Below are 16,958 nucleotides of genomic sequence, written 5' to 3' on the forward strand. Positions count from 1 at the left end.
ACTAGACGCTGGAACTGGGCAGTAATTAATGTTAAATACTTACCAAACTTTTTATTAGAGCTTTTTCCATTGAAATCAATTCGTTTTTGCTTGAACCAGTAATAGTCCAAGTGTTCATTTTACTTGTTTCGTGCGGTGAAATTGACATCTTTACGGCAAAAATACTAGCAGCAGGCCCTTTTGCCATTGGCTGATACTTTAAGTTTCCCTTTTGAATTGAACCCCAAATTTGATCGGTGTAGGCATTCCATTGTGGAATGGCTGTGTATTCTATCTTATCTGTTTTATTGTATTGTGCGTTAACGAGAAAAACCTTTTGATTTGCGTGATGAAAGATGTGACGATCTATTGGAGAAACAAATACAAGATGGTCTTGTCCCACATATAAAAAATAGTGCATAGCTAAAACTTTTATCTCTTTCGTCTGATTGCCGTGATTACTTACATAAACGCTTGAAAAACGAATGTTAGAGTAAAGTTGTTCTTGCTTCACTTTTATAATTAATTCTTCGTCGTAAATGACCTTTTCCGTACAGTTTTGCAGCCAAAAATACTGGCCATTAACCCAGATGCCAGGAACAAACTGGAGTATATCTAACGGTAGTATTGGTTTAGGGGTCTGTTGATTTATTTGTAGATTAGTTAGGTTCATCATCATGTACACCTTTTTACATATTATTTGTTGTTATCTTTTGCTCATTCTCATTTACTCGTTTGTTTAATACTATATCTTCCATTACCCTGTTTGTTTCTGAAGCAATCCGTTTCCATCCATACAAGCTTTTAACAATTTCCCTTCCCTTTCTACCAATTTCTTCACCTTTCTCTGGATTATTCATTAGGAAATCAATTTGTTCCAGCAGGCTTTTGGCATCTCCAGGTACCATCAGCAACCCCGTATGACAGTGCGTCACAATCCCTTTCATACCACCCGTATTGGAGACAATCGTGGGTTTCCCAAGGATCATTGTTTCAAGTGCAACAATGCCAAATGGTTCATATAGGCTTGGTATGACTGCCATCTCACTTCCTTGTATAAACGCATTTCTTTGTTCATCGGTAATATAACCAACAAAAGCAACGTATTTGTCTAGATTTCTCGCAGTAATTTGTTTCTGATAGGTTTCGAGCATAGGACCTTTCCCTGCAACAACAAAAAAACACTCTAGTTCCTTCTCTTTGGCAAATGCTGCTGCCTCTAGAATTGTTTCAAACCCTTTCTCTTTTACAATTCTACCAATAGAAAAAATGTATTTTCTTTGTTTCAGGTCAGGAAAAATATCTTCAATAGTTCGTTCTATTTTCAAAGGTTCAATACCATTTGGAATGACGGTTATCTTTTCATCTTGGGCATTAAAAATGGATATTAGACTCTCCCTCATGTATTCACTACAAACAATAATCTGATCAGACTCTAGGATTAACTGTTGTTCCTTATCATGGATAAACTGCTGCATATCTGTATGAATACCATTATTCCTTCCATGCTCTGTGGCATGAATAGTCGTTAATAATGGGACACTGAGCGACTCCTTTAATGCAATAGAAACTGCACCAACCAACCAATCGTGTGTATGGAGAAAATCAAATTTAATCTCTTCAGTTAGTTGTTCAGCCTTGAATGCCATTGCTAAATTTAGGCCGGCAATCCATGAAAGGAAATGATCATCTCGGTCATTTAGTGGTTTCACACGATGTACATTCACTCCATTCATTCTTTCAAATGATTGAAGCCCGTTGTTTCCCGAAGTTAACACATGGACTTCATGACCCATCGCTGCCAAATGAGTGGATAATCCGAATACATGTCTTGAGAGTCCGCCAACAATATTAGGTGGAAATTCCCAGCAAAGCATTAATATGTTTAATGGCCAATTTATTAGCTTATTACAATCTGAGTCAACTTCCTCGGAAAAAATATTATTCATTGTTTTCCTCCAAGCTGTTTGAATTCAGGTAATAGCTGTAAGTACTTACATGCTTCATCCATTTGGGGGGCTGGTCTTCGTATCGCTGAAATTGTAACAAATCCTCTTTGTATACATTACCGTTTGGAATTCCTAGTGACGGTGTACGGATGCAATTAGAACGATAAAGTGGAAAAAATTCTGTGTCTGAAAAGTAAACACCTAATTCAGCAACATAGCAGCGATTTTCCGCCAATCCTTTAATAAACCAATGTCCACTGTCGTAAGGAACAGATATTCCATGATAGTGATGAGCATTTTTCCCATTAAAGAATATATCTGTTACATCATATATTCTTCCTACATGTACAAGCTCTTCAAACTTTCGATTAAAAAAGAGCTCAATAATCTTCTTAGGTAATTCGGAAACATCCCAGAAAAGGATCATTTTTCGAGGGGTAACAAGCTTTGCCTTCAACTCACCCTTTAATGGTATTACATCCGAAAAAGTAACATTTTCCGAGGAATTTAAATCCTTGGAAGTTTGGTTATTACTCTTTATCATTAGTTCACTTTCAGTAAGATCCATCCATTTATTCCAACGATATTGAACTTTAGCAACAGTTGTATTGAGCTCTAAGGCGATCTTGCTAAATGATAATCCATCCCCTCTTAATTTAATAATTTCATTTATCATTTCTTTCCTCCATTCTGTAAACAAACAATATATGCGTGATAAATTCAAATAATCCAAAAATAATTAATTTTATCGTATCATCAGAATTGGATGCATACAATATACACAATTTGTCGTATCTTGCTAGTCCCTTCAGCATACATGTTCAACGACTGGAAATTTTTTAGTATTTTAGGACAAAGGCATCTTTCTACAAAAGTCAACAAGCCTCATTTTTGGAGTATCCAACTTTTTCGACACTTTTTATCATGAAATAAAAAAGATGAAGCTAATGATTAGCCTCATCTTTTACAAACTATTTTCAACTCTTTAAGCATTCAAATTCATGCGTTTTCCAGTTGCCAGATAAATAACATTTTCAGCAATATTCGTTGAATGATCCGCGATCCTTTCAATATACCTACAAACAAATGCTAATTGGATAATCTGGTTTGTTGCATTCGGATTATGTGGGATACAGCTCAATAGCTCGTGTACTAAGTCTCCAAACATTTTGTCCACTTCATCATCTTTTGCCGCGCATTTCTTAGCTATCTCAATATCTTCAGAATAATAGGCAGTTATAGACTCCGAGACCATTTCTAAGGCCTTCTCCATCATTTTTGGTATATCAATGATTTCTTTAAAATGCTCTTCATTACCGATATGCAATGCTGATTTTGCAATATTTACTGCGATATCTGCCAACCGTTCCACTTCAGATGAAACTTTTAATGCTACACTAATTTTTCTTAGATCGGTTGCTACAGGTGATTCCCTTGCAATTAATAATAATGCCTTATTGTTAATTTCATAATCTAAATCATCGATTTCATTATCTCCGTTAATTACCTTCTTCGCCTTGTACATGTCTTGATTTAACAGAGCCAACATCGCTTCTTTGATTGCTAATTCCGATTTATGGGCCATATTTAAAAGCATTTCTTTTAACTCTTTTAAATTATTATCAAAATTTGCTCTTGTACTCATTTATGCCACCTCTTCATCCGAATCTTCCAGTAATATAACCTTCAGTACGTGAATCTTTTGGATTTGAAAATATAGTAGATGTTGAATCTAGTTCGATTAATTCACCCATTAAAAAGAAGGCAGTCTTATCAGACACGCGTGATGCTTGCTGCATGTTATGGGTTACAATAACAATTGTATATTTATCTTTTAATTCTAAAATCAATTCTTCTATTTTTAAGGTTGAAATAGGGTCCAACGCAGAAGTCGGTTCATCCATTAATAAAACATCCGGTTTTGTCGCTAAAGCTCTAGCGATACATAACCTTTGCTGTTGTCCTCCAGATAATCCAAGTGCAGGGGCAGTCAAACGATCCTTTACTTCCTCCCATAAAGCCACGTCCATTAGTGATTTGATCACAATCTCATCAAGATGCTTCTTTTTTTTGATTCCATGAACTCTCGGGCCATAAGCGACATTATCATAAATAGATTGTGGAAAAGGATTTCCCTTCTGAAAAACCATGCCAACATGTTTGCGAAGTTCGACAAGATCGATTTTCTCGTCTAATATATTTTTTCCGTTAAAGCTAATTTCTCCGGTCATTTTAATATTTGGAACCATATTGATCATCAAATTTAGCGTTTTAATAAAAGTGGATTTTCCGCACCCTGACGGTCCAATAATCGCCGTAACCTCTTTACTGTTAATTGGAAAGTTGACGTCCTTTAATGCATGATGGTCCCCATACCATAAATTTAACTTATTTATATCAAATACTTGTCTGGTCAATGTTAAAGCTGTCATACTATTCCCCCCTTATCCAAACCTTCCAGAGATATATTCTTCCGTCTTCTTGACGGAAGGATTGGTGAAGATTTTTTCAGTCGCATCGTATTCAATTAAATCACCGCTTAAAAAGAAGGCTGTTTTATCAGATATACGGGAAGCCTGTTGCATATTATGAGTTACGATTATGATTGAATAATCCTTTTTCAATTCAACAATCAGCTCTTCAACCTTTGCATTGGAAATAGGGTCCAATGCTGAAGATGGTTCATCAAGGAGCATCACAGTAGGTTTCATCGCAATCGTTCTAGCAATGCAAAGACGCTGCTGCTGTCCTCCTGATAGTGAGAGTGCGGATTTATGAATCCTGTCTTTTACTTCATCCCACAATGCTGCTTTTTGCAGGCTCTCTTCTACCATTTGATCAAGTTTACTTTTATTTTTAATACCTGCAAATTTTAGTGCATGGGTAATATTTTCATATATTGATTTCGGAAAAGGATTTGGCTTTTGAAATACCATGCCAATTTCTTTTCGTAATGCCACCACATTTATTTGTTCAGACAAGATATTAAGGTCCTCATAAATGATTTCTCCTTGTGCCCTTGCACCGGGAATCAGGTCATTCATCCGGTTAATACTTCTTAAAAACGTAGACTTTCCACAGCCCGAAGGTCCAATCAGAGCTGTTACTGAATTCTTTCCTATATCCATAGAAATTCCATTAACTGCTCGTTTTTCCCCATAGAATATTTCTAAATTATTTACTTTTAATATATTTTCCATTTGCAACTGGACGGTTGATTGTATAGTTTGTTCTGTCGTATCTTTTTCCATTAAAGTAGTGACCATCCGTTCTCACCTGCCCTTTATTTAGTTGCAGTAATTTTTTTATGAATCAAGCTGCCAATCCATCTAGCTAATAAGTTAAATAGTAAAACCGATATTACTAACACGGCTGCCGAACCACTCGATATTTCCTCAACATCAGGAATTAGCCCCTGTGTATTAACTGACCAAATGTGTACTGCAAGCGTTTCGGCAGGGCGAAAAATATTCAGTGGCGATTGATCAGAAAATGGGTTCCAATTTGTATAATCGAGTCTCGGTGTTGAAAGACCAGCTGTAAATAATAGTGCAGCAGCTTCACCGAATACCCTTCCCGCTGCCAGGATTACACCTGTTAAGATTGATGGGAATGCCGTTGGTAAAATAACGGTTTTAATTGTATGCCACTTGGTAATTCCTAAGGCAAGACTTGCCTCCTTTAAATCACGAGGCACTGAACGAATTGCGTCTTCACCTACCCGTACAATAGAAGGTAGGTTTATAATAGTTAGCGCTAAGGCACCACCTAAAATGCTGTACCCCCACCCTGTTAAGTTAACGAACATCAATAATCCGAACATACCAATAACAATCGATGGTAGAGAGGCAAGAACCTCAATACAGGAACGAATAATATCGGTGATCTTACCAGGCTTAGCATATTCGGCCATATAAATGGCGCCGCCTAAACCAAGTGGAATAGCAATCAACATTGTAATAAAAAGAACATAGAAAGAATTAAATAGTTGATCTCGAATCCCCCCGCCAGCTCTTACGTTACTAGAAGGAGTGGTTAAGAAATCAAAAGACACATGTTTAAGTCCATTCACTAAGATAAACGAGAATAATCCAACAAGAATAGAAATAATTATTATAGCAATGGCAATAAACACACCAGTGGCTATTCTGTCAGCTGTTTTGCTTTTCATTACATCTTCCTCCTTGATGAGAGATAACGAATCAGGAGAATAAACACAAAAGACATCACTAATAAAATTAAGCCCATGGACCAGAGTGTATTATTTTCTACACTTCCATATGTGGTATGACCCATGTTTAACGTGATAATTGTCGTTAAAGTTGCCGAAGCATCTAAAAGATTTGAAGGTAAATCCCTCACGTTTCCGATTACCATCTGTACGGCTAAAGCCTCTCCAAATGCACGTGCCATACCGAGAACGACCGCCGTAAGTAACGAAGGAAGTGCTGCAGGGATAAGCACCTTTCGAATGGTTTGCCAGCGTGTTGCACCAAGAGCGTAAGAACCTTCCCTTAAATTCTTTGGTAAAGAGCTCATCGCATCAGTTGCTATAGTGGTGATAGTTGGTAATATCATAATAGATAGGACAATGACACCTGAAAGTAAACTAAAACCAAGTCCACCAACATGTTCCCTTATAAATGGCACTAATACTGTAAGCCCGATGAATCCATAAACAACAGAAGGAATTCCAACTAATAGCTCAATGACTGGTTGTAATATTTTTCTTCCCCAGGAAGGTGCAATCTCTGTCATGAATATCGCGCCGCCAATACCTAATGGAGCTGCAACAATTGCTGAAAGAAATGTTACAGCAAATGAGCCGAAAATAAATGGGAAAGCACCATATTCCGGATTGGCCTTATTTGTAGGATTCCATTGTGTACTGGTTAAGAACTCAATAAGACTGACACCATTTTTAATAAATGATTGTAAACCCTTTGTGCCTAGAAATATGGTAATGGATATGGTTGCGGATATCATGATCACGGCACATATCGTTACAAGAATCTTTCCTCGTAATTCCCCGTCCTTCCATTTTTTTTCGGATTTTAACAATCTTTCCTTTGCCGGAATTATCTTTTCCATAATTCACCAAACACTCCTAAAAATACGTCATAACGGGGTAAATGCCTAACGCATTTACCCCGGTTTATTCATTTAAATCATTTTATAAATTCTTTTGATTTCCTTTTGCATCACGTTCTACTTTCATTTTTGTAACAGGAAGATATCCTTGTTCTTTTAATAAAGTATTTTGGATATCATCTGACATTAAATAGTCTAGGAAAGCTTTTGCTAAACCGTCAGCTTCACCTTTAGTATAAGAATGTTGGTACGCCCAAACCGGGAATTTACCGGATTGTACATTTTCTGCAGTTGGTTCGATACCATCAATTGAAAGTGGTGTTACAGAATCATCAGTGAAGTATGAGAAGGCAAGGTAACCAATTGCACCTTCTGTTTCGTTGATAATTTTCTTAACTGTGTTAGAAGAATCTTCAGTAATTCCTTCAGCTGGTGTTGCACCGTCTAGAGCAAATTTATTGAAAATAGCTCGTGTTCCTGAAGAATCAGGACGGTTTACAAGAACGATCTTTTGGTCTTTTCCGCCAAGTTCTTTCCAGTTAGTAATTTTTCCTGTGAATACTTTAATTAAATCTTCTTTTTTAATATCTTTAATACCAACTTTAGGGTTAACAGCAGCAGTCATTCCTACAACCGCTACTTTATGGTCAACTAACTGATCAGCTGGGATACCTTCTTTTTCTTCAGCAAATACATCCGAGTTACCAATTTGAACAGATCCTTCAGCAACTTGTGATAAGCCTGTACCAGATCCGCCAGCATTTACTTGTATATCAACGTTTGGATTTTCATTCATAAATTCTTCAGCTGCAGCTGCGACTAATGGCTGCATTGCGGATGAACCAGAAACGCTTAATGAGCCAGAAAGTTCTTTCTTTTCTTCAGTTTTTGATGTTTTGTCTGTTCCTTCCGTCTTATCTGTAGAAGCTCCGCCTCCACAAGCAGCAGTGAATACCATTAACGCTGCAAATAGTGTAAGTAGGCTAAATTTTTTCAAACTTTTCATTTCCTTTATTCCCCCTAAGGTTTTTGTTGGTGATGATGTTTGTCTGCCTTACATGTTTAAGAATAAGGCATGACTGTAAACTGCGTTTTAATGATTTGTAAAGGTTTTGTAAATATATTATTGTTCTTTTGTAAATTCGATAAATTACTTTTATTGACAAGCTTTTCTAACATTAATTCACAAATCCTCTATAATATGTTGCTCATAAAGAATGTACTGTATGTAAAAAAACCCGTCTCAAACGAGACGGGTTTTTAAAAATATTATTGCCCAGATTGCTGGCTGTTTTGAGTTGTGTCAATATTATCTGCTTGTTGGATGCTTGTTGCAGTTCCATCGTTTACCGGACGTGACTTCTTCAAGTCAAAATAGGCATCCAATACTCTCTTGCCAATTGTCATATTAATACTTGGTCCGGTATTTCCTTGATATGCCCATGGTACAAGTACGGCCATTGCCACTTCCGGATTTTCATACGGCGCAAAGCTGACAAGACTTAGGTTCATAACATCTGCGTTCTTTTGCGATTTAACAGGACCGTCATAAAACGCTTGTGCTGTTCCTGTTTTACCAGCTGGGCTATATGAAGCACCTTTAAATGTACTAACCCCAGTACCGTCACCAACCTGCATAACCATTCGGAAGCCCTCTTGAACACGCTTGATCCATTCATCTTTCATATCTAAATGATTTAGCACTTTCGGTTGGATTTCTTCAACTATCGGACCTAATTCATTATTTTCCATGATCGGTTCGCGAATTTCCTTGACAAGATGCGGCTGTACACGATTACCACCGTTCGCAATCGTGGACACATACTGTGCGAGTTGTATTGGTGTATACGTATCATACTGGCCAATCGCAAGGTCAAGAAGTAACCCGGGCTTATTCTCTGATCCTGGAAAGCCACTCATTTCATTTGGCAGGTCAATCCCAGTCCGGGTACCCAGACCAAATTGACTAAATGATTGCCGCATGGTATTAAATGTCTTTTCAGTGTCTAAAACTAGCGGTCCGTTTGGAACATATTTGCCATTTCCCATAGCAATAACAGTTTTCCACATATAAACATTGGATGATACTTGTAATGCTCTAAGATCATTAATGTTTCCAAATGTCTTCCAGGATTTTTTAGGTTTTGTTCCTTTGATTAGTAATGGCTCATCAACTAAGTATTCCCCTGGACTAATAGCGCCGGTTTTATAACCAGTTAAAATGGTCGCTCCTTTGACAGCTGAACCAACGGCATAGGAGGTGGTAATATTTCCACCAGCAAAATCCTTCATCACCGTTTTGCCGTCCTTATCCTTACCAATTTGCTTTCCAGCAAGTGATATTACTTCACCAGTATGTGGGTCCATTAATACCACAAAAGCACGATCCAAGAGGCCCGTACCTGGCTTTTGCTTAGCACTCCACAATTCCTCTTCAATAATTTTTTCTACTTGCTGCTGCAGGTCCATGTCGATTGTTAAGACAAGGTCTTTTCCACGCTTTCCCTCCGAAACGACTTCAGTAGATAGGATTTTTCCTGACTTATCCGTTACATTTTTTACTTTTGCTTTTTGACCATGGAGGACATCTTCGTATTGAAGCTCGAGATAACTTTTTCCAACGCGGTCATTTCGGCTGTAACCGCGTGCAAGATATTCATCGAGCTGTTCCTTAGGTATACCAGCCTCAGATGTAGTTACATCACCTAAAATAGATTTTAAGGTATCCCCAAATACATACATTCGTTCCCAGTCCGTAGTGGTATCAACTCCTGGGAGATTCTCTAAATTTTCACTGACCACTGCAAATTCTTCCGGAGTTACATCTTTATTTTTGACTATTTGTGGTGTTAATGCATAGCCGCTATTAAATTCCCTATAGATAGCAAGCGTTTCAAGTTCTTCGCCTTGAATACTTGCAACTTCTTCATCTGTAACTCGGTCAAGCTGCAGTTTATAAATCTGCTCATCATCTAATTTTTTTTGCTCATAAAGATCCCATTCTTTTTTAGTGATTTTTTCTTTAGCTTCTTTAGGGTGTTTAATGATCCAAAAATCCTTTTTATCTCGAACAGGAACTTTTGAGGTATCTTTGTATATTAGTTTTGCTAAAATTTCTGCTGTTTCGAGCATTTCCTTTTGATTGGTATTTTGGTCTTTAGTGTAAGTAATTGCATTTAACGGGGTATTATCCACAATGGTTTTTCCATTACGGTCATACATTTTTCCCCTTGGCACGGGGTTATTTACGGTAATATCCTCCGTCCGTTCAATTTCACGTTTAAAATCATCACCAAAAACAATTTGTAATTCGCCAAGGCGAAGAATCAGAATGGAAAAAAGCACAAATACAACAAAGAATACCATGTTCAAACGAAACGTGACATGTGTCTTCTTCTTTTTCTTTTTATTTTTCAAGTTCAAAATACACTTCCTTTTTTCAAAACATAAAATAACTTTCTTTATTTTATAAGATAATGTCCCATTTATCTATGAATAACCCTTACCAATTTTAAAAATGCGATGAGTAACTAGCAAACTCATCGCATTTTCACTTCTGGTATTTGTACCCGTTTTATAAAAAAATAAATTAAGGAATGACCAGCACCTAAAAACAATAGTAAGATTGGAATACTTTGCGCCTCATTAAACCAGGTTACCGCAGCGAGGAAGGCAAGGATGGATACGATGCGCCCGATATTTAAAAATATTTCACGGACCACTATATACTCAATTCTCATTTCTGCCGCTTTCCATCCGCTTCCAATAACATCATATGTAGTTGACATATATGGGACGAGTAAAAGTGGATAGCCTATTGCAATCATCCCTGCATAAATTAACAATTTAACATAATTGACATCCCATACAACCAACAGGACAGCAGCATAAAGTATGATTCCGCCAATAAGGATGGCTTTTTTTCGAAAGCTTTTTTTAATCATCCGTGAAGCAAAGTAATAAGCAATAAAGGATATTCCCGAATTAATGAGTCCAAATGTTCCAAGAGCCATTTCACTACCCGTTGATATATACACAAAGACAGAGATAATAAATAAGAACGTCCCTTCTCTAAGTCCCTGGAAAAAGTGGGCATTTGTTATGAGACGCCAATTTTCATTTAGTTTTCTTTCCTCTAATATTCGTTTAAAGCAATAGTTTCCAGATGCAGGTCTTGGTTTTAATGAAAAACTCATGAATACAGCTAGCGCGAATAAAGCTAATGACAAACCAAAAACAAACGTGTAGCCGGTGAATTTTTCAAATCGAGTGATGATGATGCCAGCAGCTATCGGTCCAATCATTCCAGCAGCCGAGGTTAAAATCCCCAAAAATCCATTAAAAAAATCTCTTGTCTCAGGTTCAGTGATTTCAAAGGTTAGTACATTATAGGCTAGCCAATAAAAACCATAACCTATTCCAAGCAGGCTCCCCAATAATAGTAAATAGGTGGAAGCCTTTGTACCTGAAATTAATACTGATAAGTAGAAAATCGCTAAAAAGATGACACCAATTCGAAGTACAATCACCCTGTCGATTTTCTTTGCCCACCGCCCTGCTAAAATGAACGTTAAGGGCTGTAAAACAACAATCGAAAGGTTATAAAGGGCAATATCCGAAAACTTTCCTGTTTGTTTCCAAAGATAAATATTTACAAATGTATTAGATAAGGAAACGCTTAATGAATATAAGCCGCCAATAACCAGCAAGAGCAACAAGTCTTTTGTTAATTCTACTTCACCTAAAATCTTTAATTTTTTTCCCATAAAAAAAACTCCCCTTTGTCTTAAGGGTAGTCTTTATCATGGGCGTGGTTCTTATTCAAATTTAAAGCAAGTGAAAAAGACAGCTGTAAGCTGCCTTTTTTCCCATTCAATTATTTTGCTTCATTGTAACGTTTTGTAACTTCATCCCAGTTTACTACATTCCAGAATGCACCGATGTAATCTGGGCGTTTGTTTTGATATTTTAGGTAGTATGCATGCTCCCAAACATCAAGACCAAGGATTGGAGTTTTCCCTTCCATTAATGGAGAATCTTGGTTTGCAGTGCTGGATAATTCTAATTCACCATTGTTTACAGACAACCATGCCCAGCCAGATCCGAAACGAGTAGTTGCAGCTTTAGTGAACTCTTCTTTAAAACCTTCGAAGCTGCCAAATTTGCTGTTGATCGCGTCAGCTAATTCACCAGCAGGTGCGCCCCCGCCATTTGGAGAAAGAATTTGCCAAAATAAAGAGTGGTTAGCATGTCCGCCGCCATTGTTACGTACTGCAGTACGAGCAGCCTCTGGAACTGCATCCAAATTAGAAATTACTTCTTCCACTGATTTAGAAAGTAATTCTTCATTACCTGCTAATGCGTTGTTTAAGTTTGTAACATATGTGTTGTGATGTCTTGTGTGATGAATATTCATTGTTTCTTTATCAAAGTGTGGTTCAAGAGCATCTTCTGCATAAGGTAATTTTGGTAATTCAAATGCCATAATAAACTCCTCCTATGTACAAATGTATTTTTGGGGCTTTAGGAATACTTAAAATCAAGATGATTTATAAGAATATTTCTAAAGCTTTGTTCTTAACATACCAAAGTTGGTTCATGGTTTCAAATAAAATGCTTAGATTCTAACATAGATACAATGCCCATTGAATAGCTTTTTATTCCCGTTTTCAATAGAAATTACATAACAAACTTGTATGAATGAATTAATTCGAAAAATTGTCATGTTTCACTAAAACAGCATGCTGTCAACGATTTTTGTCATAACCTCTTCAACCAACTTCCAAATCATGTAAATTTCATATTGACATGATGTTAATAATACATTTAAATCAAAACTGTAGAGGTATAAAGGAGTGAAAAGATATGCCAAAAAGCAGCATTTCATTATATAGCTTAATGCTCCAATTTTTCCAAAAAAGTGAGCCAATCCAAAAGTTTAAATCCGGTTCTGTTCTTTTTCAAGAAAAGGATTCTGTCGAATTTGTTTACTTATTGCTTAAAGGCAAGATTGCCCTAGGGAGAGTTCACTTAAGAGGGAAGGATTTTATATTAAAAATCTTAGACGACCAAGAAGTAATTGTCGAATACCAGCTTTTTAAAGCAAATCCTCATTATCAATTTTATGCTAAAACATTAACAGACTGTGAATTGCTGCTAATTAAAAAGGAGCAATTTGAAGAATTTATTTTAACAGACCCCGAAGCCATGAATGAACTTGTTACGTGGTTAAGCACTGGGTATTTAAAAGCACAAATGAAATGCCAGGACTTAATTATGAATGGGAAAAAAGGCGGCCTATACTCCATCCTCATACGCCTATGTAATTCCTATGGGGTGAAAACAGAGGATGGCATTCTAATTGATCTGCCTTTAACACATCAGGAATTAGCTAATTTAACCTATGGAACTAGAGAGGTCATTCAACGTGCTTTAAAGGATCTGCGTGAAAAGGATATTATTTTATATGAAAACCAAAAGTTCACTGTAAAAAATTTAAGCTTTTTGAAAGAAGAAGTAGATTGCCAAAACTGCTCATTTGAAATTTGCGGTCTTAATTAAAATTGAAGCCACCATTTCAGGTGGCTTTTTACTATTTTTGAAAACATTTGTCATCCTTGTATATAACGAAAACACAAGCTACAATAGAAATTGAATCTTTATAAAGGTGGTCCAGTATGAATATTTTCAAACAATTTTATAAAAGCATCTACTCTCCAAAAGATATTGCCTTATTTCGTTTTCAAGGAATTGGGAAAACTATTTTATATGTTTTTTTCCTAACTTTCATTTCTATTCTTCCGTTTATCATTTTTTTAAGTACCGATCTTTCTACTGGCATAGATTCTGCAAAATCCATTATCAAGGATGAAGCACCTGAATTTTCGATAAAGAATGGTCTGTTGTCAGCTAAAACAGAGGTACCCGTTACAATTAATAAAGATAATTTTACTATTATTATTGATCCAACTGGAGCCATTTCTGATTCGGATGTAGAGAATGAAGGGAATGCATTTGCTATGCTGAAGGATGAGTTTGTCCTTTCATCAGGCGGAAGGATTGATACCTATCCATATTCAATGCTACAAGGCTTAAACATTACAAAGAGCTCGATGCTAGATTTTATTGACACAATTGGTGGAATGAAGAGTATTATCATCCCTGTGATGTCAGTGTTTATTTATTTGTTTTCAAGTGCTGCAAGCTTTATTGAAGTATCCATATTAGCCATGTTCGGTCTGGCTTTAACAAATCTTTTAGGCAAAAATCTGAATTACCGTCAATTATGGAGAATAGCTGCATACAGCGAAACCTTGCCTACCCTATTTTTCACCATTATGGCAGCTATTAAAACATCAGTACCATACAGCTTTGCCATTAATTGGGGTGTGGCGATTATTGTCTTATTATTAGCTATTAACGAAATGCCAAAACCGAAAAAAGCGAACTAGAATTGCGCCCAAATATTTGGGCGTGTTTTTTTATACGGTTCTTTTTATGATTGGACAAGCATAAGAATGTACAAACATTCCATTATGGAGGCTTGTCCGATGAAAAAGTTATTTGGTTTTCTTTTTGCTATTTTAGTCATTTATGTCATTTATTTCGATCTTACCATCGGCACCCTTCCTGCCTCCAATATCAAGCAGGTTGGTGCAAAAGTCGAGACAGTTACAAAGAAACCTAAAACGGAAATTCATACTTTTGAGGCAGAAGTACAACCTGGTGAAACCGTAATGTCAATTGTTGAGCACAAGCTAAAAAAACCACTGCCTGTATCAATAACTGATTTGATCGAAGACTTTCGAAAACTAAATCCAGGACAAACTCCTGAAAAAATCCAAATTGGGACTACATATCATTTCCCTGATTACTCAAAATAAACAGGATAGAGCTTATTCTTGTCAAAATTAGCACGAGACTGATACAATTAAGGCGGATTGTTTTAAAGAACCAATTATTCGAATCCATTTTGAAGGAGAGCGAATTACACGTGAGTGAAATTATACATCGCACAAAAACCCGTCCAATTAAAGTGGGGAATTTAACAATTGGCGGGGGCAATGAAATTGTTATTCAAAGCATGACAACAACAAAAACACACGATGTTGAGGCAACAGTTGCTGAAATTAAACGTCTTGAGGAAGCAGGGTGCCAAATCGTACGTGTAGCCTGTCCAGACGAGCGAGCCGCTAATGCCATCCCTGAAATCAAAAAGAGAATCAACATTCCACTTGTAGTCGATATTCACTTTGATTATAAATTAGCATTAAAAGCCATTGAAGGCGGAGCAGATAAGATCAGGATCAATCCAGGAAACATTGGGAAACGCGAAAAGGTCGAAGCCGTTGTAAAAGCCGCTAAAGAACGCGGTATTCCAATTCGGATTGGCGTTAATGCAGGATCCCTTGAAAAGAAAATTCTTGATAAATATGGTTATCCAACTGCAGATGGAATGGTAGAAAGTGCCCTCCATCACATCAAAATTCTAGAGGATTTAGATTTTCAAGACATTATTGTCTCTATGAAGGCATCTGATGTTAATCTTGCCATCGAAGCATATGAAAAAGCTGCCCGTGCTTTCGATTATCCATTGCATCTGGGCATTACGGAATCAGGAACGCTTTTCTCAGGAACAGTAAAAAGTGCCGCAGGATTAGGCGCCATTATTAGTATGGGGATCGGAAACACACTTCGTATATCCCTAAGTGCAGATCCTGTTGAAGAAGTAAAAGTTGCTCGTGAACTCTTAAAAGTATTTGGTCTTTCTTCTAATGCAGCAACACTAATTTCCTGCCCAACCTGCGGAAGAATTGAAATTGATCTTATTAGTATTGCAAATGAAGTCGAGGAATATATTTCAAAAATAAAGGCACCGATTAAGGTTTCCGTGTTAGGCTGCGCCGTCAATGGCCCTGGCGAAGCTCGTGAAGCAGATATCGGAATTGCCGGTGCACGCGGTGAAGGTCTATTATTTAGAAAAGGGGAAATTGTCCGGAAAGTTCCTGAAGCAGATATGGTTGAGGAATTGAAAAAGGAAATTGATCAAGTTGCTGAGGAGTACTTCCGAAAAAAAGCGGAAGAAGAAAAAAATTTAACAAAATAATCATCAAGAAACCCGGTATCTTCACCGGGTTTCTTTTTTGACCGATAGGAAAATATACTTTCCTATCAGGCATAAGGACAACTACGCCTCTGTCTTCACCTAACGGCAAGCCAGTCGGCGAGTTTTCTTTGCTCCTATGCAAGATATGTTAAAAGAACGGAAGAATGAAGATACCAATAACAATTGATACTACACCAATACCAATTGCCCAAGCACCAAGGCCTGTGGCACCTCTATTTCTTGCAACGAATCCTAACACAATACCTGCGGCACCAAAAAGAATAGGCAAAACAAACAGTGATATAATCGATAGCGCTAATGCAAGGGTACCCATACCGGTTCCACCTGCTGTTAGTTCCCGGAATTCATCCTGTTCTCCACTTCGTGTATCAGTAATAGGTGCAGCTATTTCTGCAGCTGTTTCTTCCCTATATTCAGTAGTTCTTATCGGAACAGATGCACCAATTTCAGGAACAGACTCTTCTTTTTTCAATGAGTAGGATGTCTTAACAGGTTCAGCGACTTCCGACGCCATTTCCTCCCTGAATTCTGCAGGAGAATTGGGGATATCCTCACCAATTATTGAACTTCGAAGAGCTTCTTGCACTTTCGTGTCTCTTTCATCTACCATCCTAATCCCTCACTTTCAGCTATAGGAGCATTAATTATTGTTTGCGTCTCGCTACTTTTTTAATTATGTTAATGTTTGTCTTAAATAGTTTTTTATTTCAATTACCGAAAATTTTTTCTTACAAGACCCGTATGGTGTTTCACGGTAACTTTTTTCCTGGAAATATATAGCAAGAACCAACCTAACCTAATAAAGGCGGTGT

The 16,958-nt window shown here is 37.1% G+C and carries 17 protein-coding genes; 4 read left to right on the forward strand and 13 right to left on the reverse strand.

The annotated features are described in order from the left end of the window. Nucleotides 1-31 precede the first annotated feature (31 nt). From QNH20_RS18645 to QNH20_RS18700, 12 genes are all read right to left on the reverse strand, one after another. Nucleotides 32-652 (reverse strand): hypothetical protein, encoded by a 621-nt coding sequence (locus tag QNH20_RS18645; protein ID WP_283919474.1) that lies wholly within the window; start codon nucleotides 650-652, stop codon nucleotides 32-34. Between the two features lie 16 nt (nucleotides 653-668). Next, a complete protein-coding gene (locus tag QNH20_RS18650; RefSeq protein ID WP_283919475.1) occupies nucleotides 669-1,928 on the reverse strand; it encodes a glycosyltransferase family 4 protein in 1,260 nt (419 codons plus the stop codon). Beyond that, nucleotides 1,921-2,604, reverse strand: a complete 684-nt coding sequence (locus QNH20_RS18655) for a DUF4912 domain-containing protein (protein ID WP_283919476.1) — start codon at nucleotides 2,602-2,604, stop codon at nucleotides 1,921-1,923. The genes QNH20_RS18650 and QNH20_RS18655 overlap by 8 nt, the downstream gene beginning before the upstream one ends. 309 nt (nucleotides 2,605-2,913) lie before the next feature. Further along, complete coding sequence (gene phoU, locus QNH20_RS18660; RefSeq protein WP_283919477.1) at nucleotides 2,914-3,573, reverse strand: phosphate signaling complex protein PhoU; 660 nt, start codon at nucleotides 3,571-3,573, stop codon at nucleotides 2,914-2,916. Between the two features lie 13 nt (nucleotides 3,574-3,586). Continuing rightward, a complete protein-coding gene (pstB, locus tag QNH20_RS18665) occupies nucleotides 3,587-4,360 on the reverse strand; it encodes a phosphate ABC transporter ATP-binding protein PstB (protein WP_283919478.1) in 774 nt (257 codons plus the stop codon). A gap of 12 nt (nucleotides 4,361-4,372) precedes the next feature. Then, on the reverse strand, nucleotides 4,373-5,128 hold the full coding sequence (gene pstB, locus QNH20_RS18670) for a phosphate ABC transporter ATP-binding protein PstB (protein ID WP_481858110.1): 756 nt from the start codon (nucleotides 5,126-5,128) through the stop codon (nucleotides 4,373-4,375). 83 nt (nucleotides 5,129-5,211) lie between these two features. Beyond that, nucleotides 5,212-6,099, reverse strand: a complete 888-nt coding sequence (gene pstA / locus QNH20_RS18675; RefSeq protein WP_283919479.1) for a phosphate ABC transporter permease PstA — start codon at nucleotides 6,097-6,099, stop codon at nucleotides 5,212-5,214. Beyond that, nucleotides 6,099-7,019, reverse strand: coding sequence for a phosphate ABC transporter permease subunit PstC (gene pstC, locus QNH20_RS18680; protein ID WP_283919480.1), 921 nt, complete (start codon nucleotides 7,017-7,019; stop codon nucleotides 6,099-6,101). The genes pstA and pstC overlap by 1 nt, the downstream gene beginning before the upstream one ends. Before the next feature lie 82 nt (nucleotides 7,020-7,101). Beyond that, nucleotides 7,102-8,025, reverse strand: coding sequence for a phosphate ABC transporter substrate-binding protein (locus QNH20_RS18685; RefSeq protein ID WP_283919481.1), 924 nt, complete (start codon nucleotides 8,023-8,025; stop codon nucleotides 7,102-7,104). 263 nt (nucleotides 8,026-8,288) lie between these two features. After that, nucleotides 8,289-10,385 (reverse strand): peptidoglycan D,D-transpeptidase FtsI family protein, encoded by a 2,097-nt coding sequence (locus tag QNH20_RS18690; RefSeq protein ID WP_283923447.1) that lies wholly within the window; start codon nucleotides 10,383-10,385, stop codon nucleotides 8,289-8,291. 173 nt (nucleotides 10,386-10,558) lie between these two features. Next, a complete protein-coding gene (locus QNH20_RS18695; RefSeq protein WP_283919482.1) occupies nucleotides 10,559-11,785 on the reverse strand; it encodes an MFS transporter in 1,227 nt (408 codons plus the stop codon). A 110-nt stretch (nucleotides 11,786-11,895) separates the two neighbouring features. After that, nucleotides 11,896-12,504, reverse strand: a complete 609-nt coding sequence (locus QNH20_RS18700; protein WP_283919483.1) for a superoxide dismutase — start codon at nucleotides 12,502-12,504, stop codon at nucleotides 11,896-11,898. 380 nt (nucleotides 12,505-12,884) lie between these two features. On the opposite strand from QNH20_RS18700, the gene QNH20_RS18705 reads away from it, so the two are divergent. From QNH20_RS18705 to ispG, 4 genes are all read left to right on the forward strand, one after another. Further along, nucleotides 12,885-13,580 carry a Crp/Fnr family transcriptional regulator gene (locus tag QNH20_RS18705; RefSeq protein ID WP_283919484.1) on the forward strand — a complete coding sequence of 232 codons (696 nt, stop codon included), beginning with the start codon at nucleotides 12,885-12,887 and terminating at the stop codon, nucleotides 13,578-13,580. Between the two features lie 116 nt (nucleotides 13,581-13,696). Further along, nucleotides 13,697-14,470: a DUF1189 domain-containing protein gene (locus QNH20_RS18710; protein ID WP_283919485.1), complete on the forward strand. Its 774-nt coding sequence runs from the start codon at nucleotides 13,697-13,699 to the stop codon at nucleotides 14,468-14,470. A gap of 99 nt (nucleotides 14,471-14,569) precedes the next feature. Beyond that, nucleotides 14,570-14,902: a hypothetical protein gene (locus QNH20_RS18715; protein ID WP_283919486.1), complete on the forward strand. Its 333-nt coding sequence runs from the start codon at nucleotides 14,570-14,572 to the stop codon at nucleotides 14,900-14,902. A gap of 110 nt (nucleotides 14,903-15,012) precedes the next feature. Beyond that, nucleotides 15,013-16,125, forward strand: a complete 1,113-nt coding sequence (gene ispG / locus QNH20_RS18720) for a flavodoxin-dependent (E)-4-hydroxy-3-methylbut-2-enyl-diphosphate synthase (protein WP_283919487.1) — start codon at nucleotides 15,013-15,015, stop codon at nucleotides 16,123-16,125. 148 nt (nucleotides 16,126-16,273) lie between these two features. On the opposite strand, the gene QNH20_RS18725 is transcribed toward ispG, so the two are convergent. Further along, nucleotides 16,274-16,660, reverse strand: coding sequence for a hypothetical protein (locus tag QNH20_RS18725; RefSeq protein WP_481858111.1), 387 nt, complete (start codon nucleotides 16,658-16,660; stop codon nucleotides 16,274-16,276). Nucleotides 16,661-16,958: the final 298 nt, after the last annotated feature.

Source organism: Neobacillus sp. WH10 (assembly GCF_030123405.1).
Lineage (GTDB): Bacteria > Bacillota > Bacilli > Bacillales > Cytobacillaceae > Neobacillus.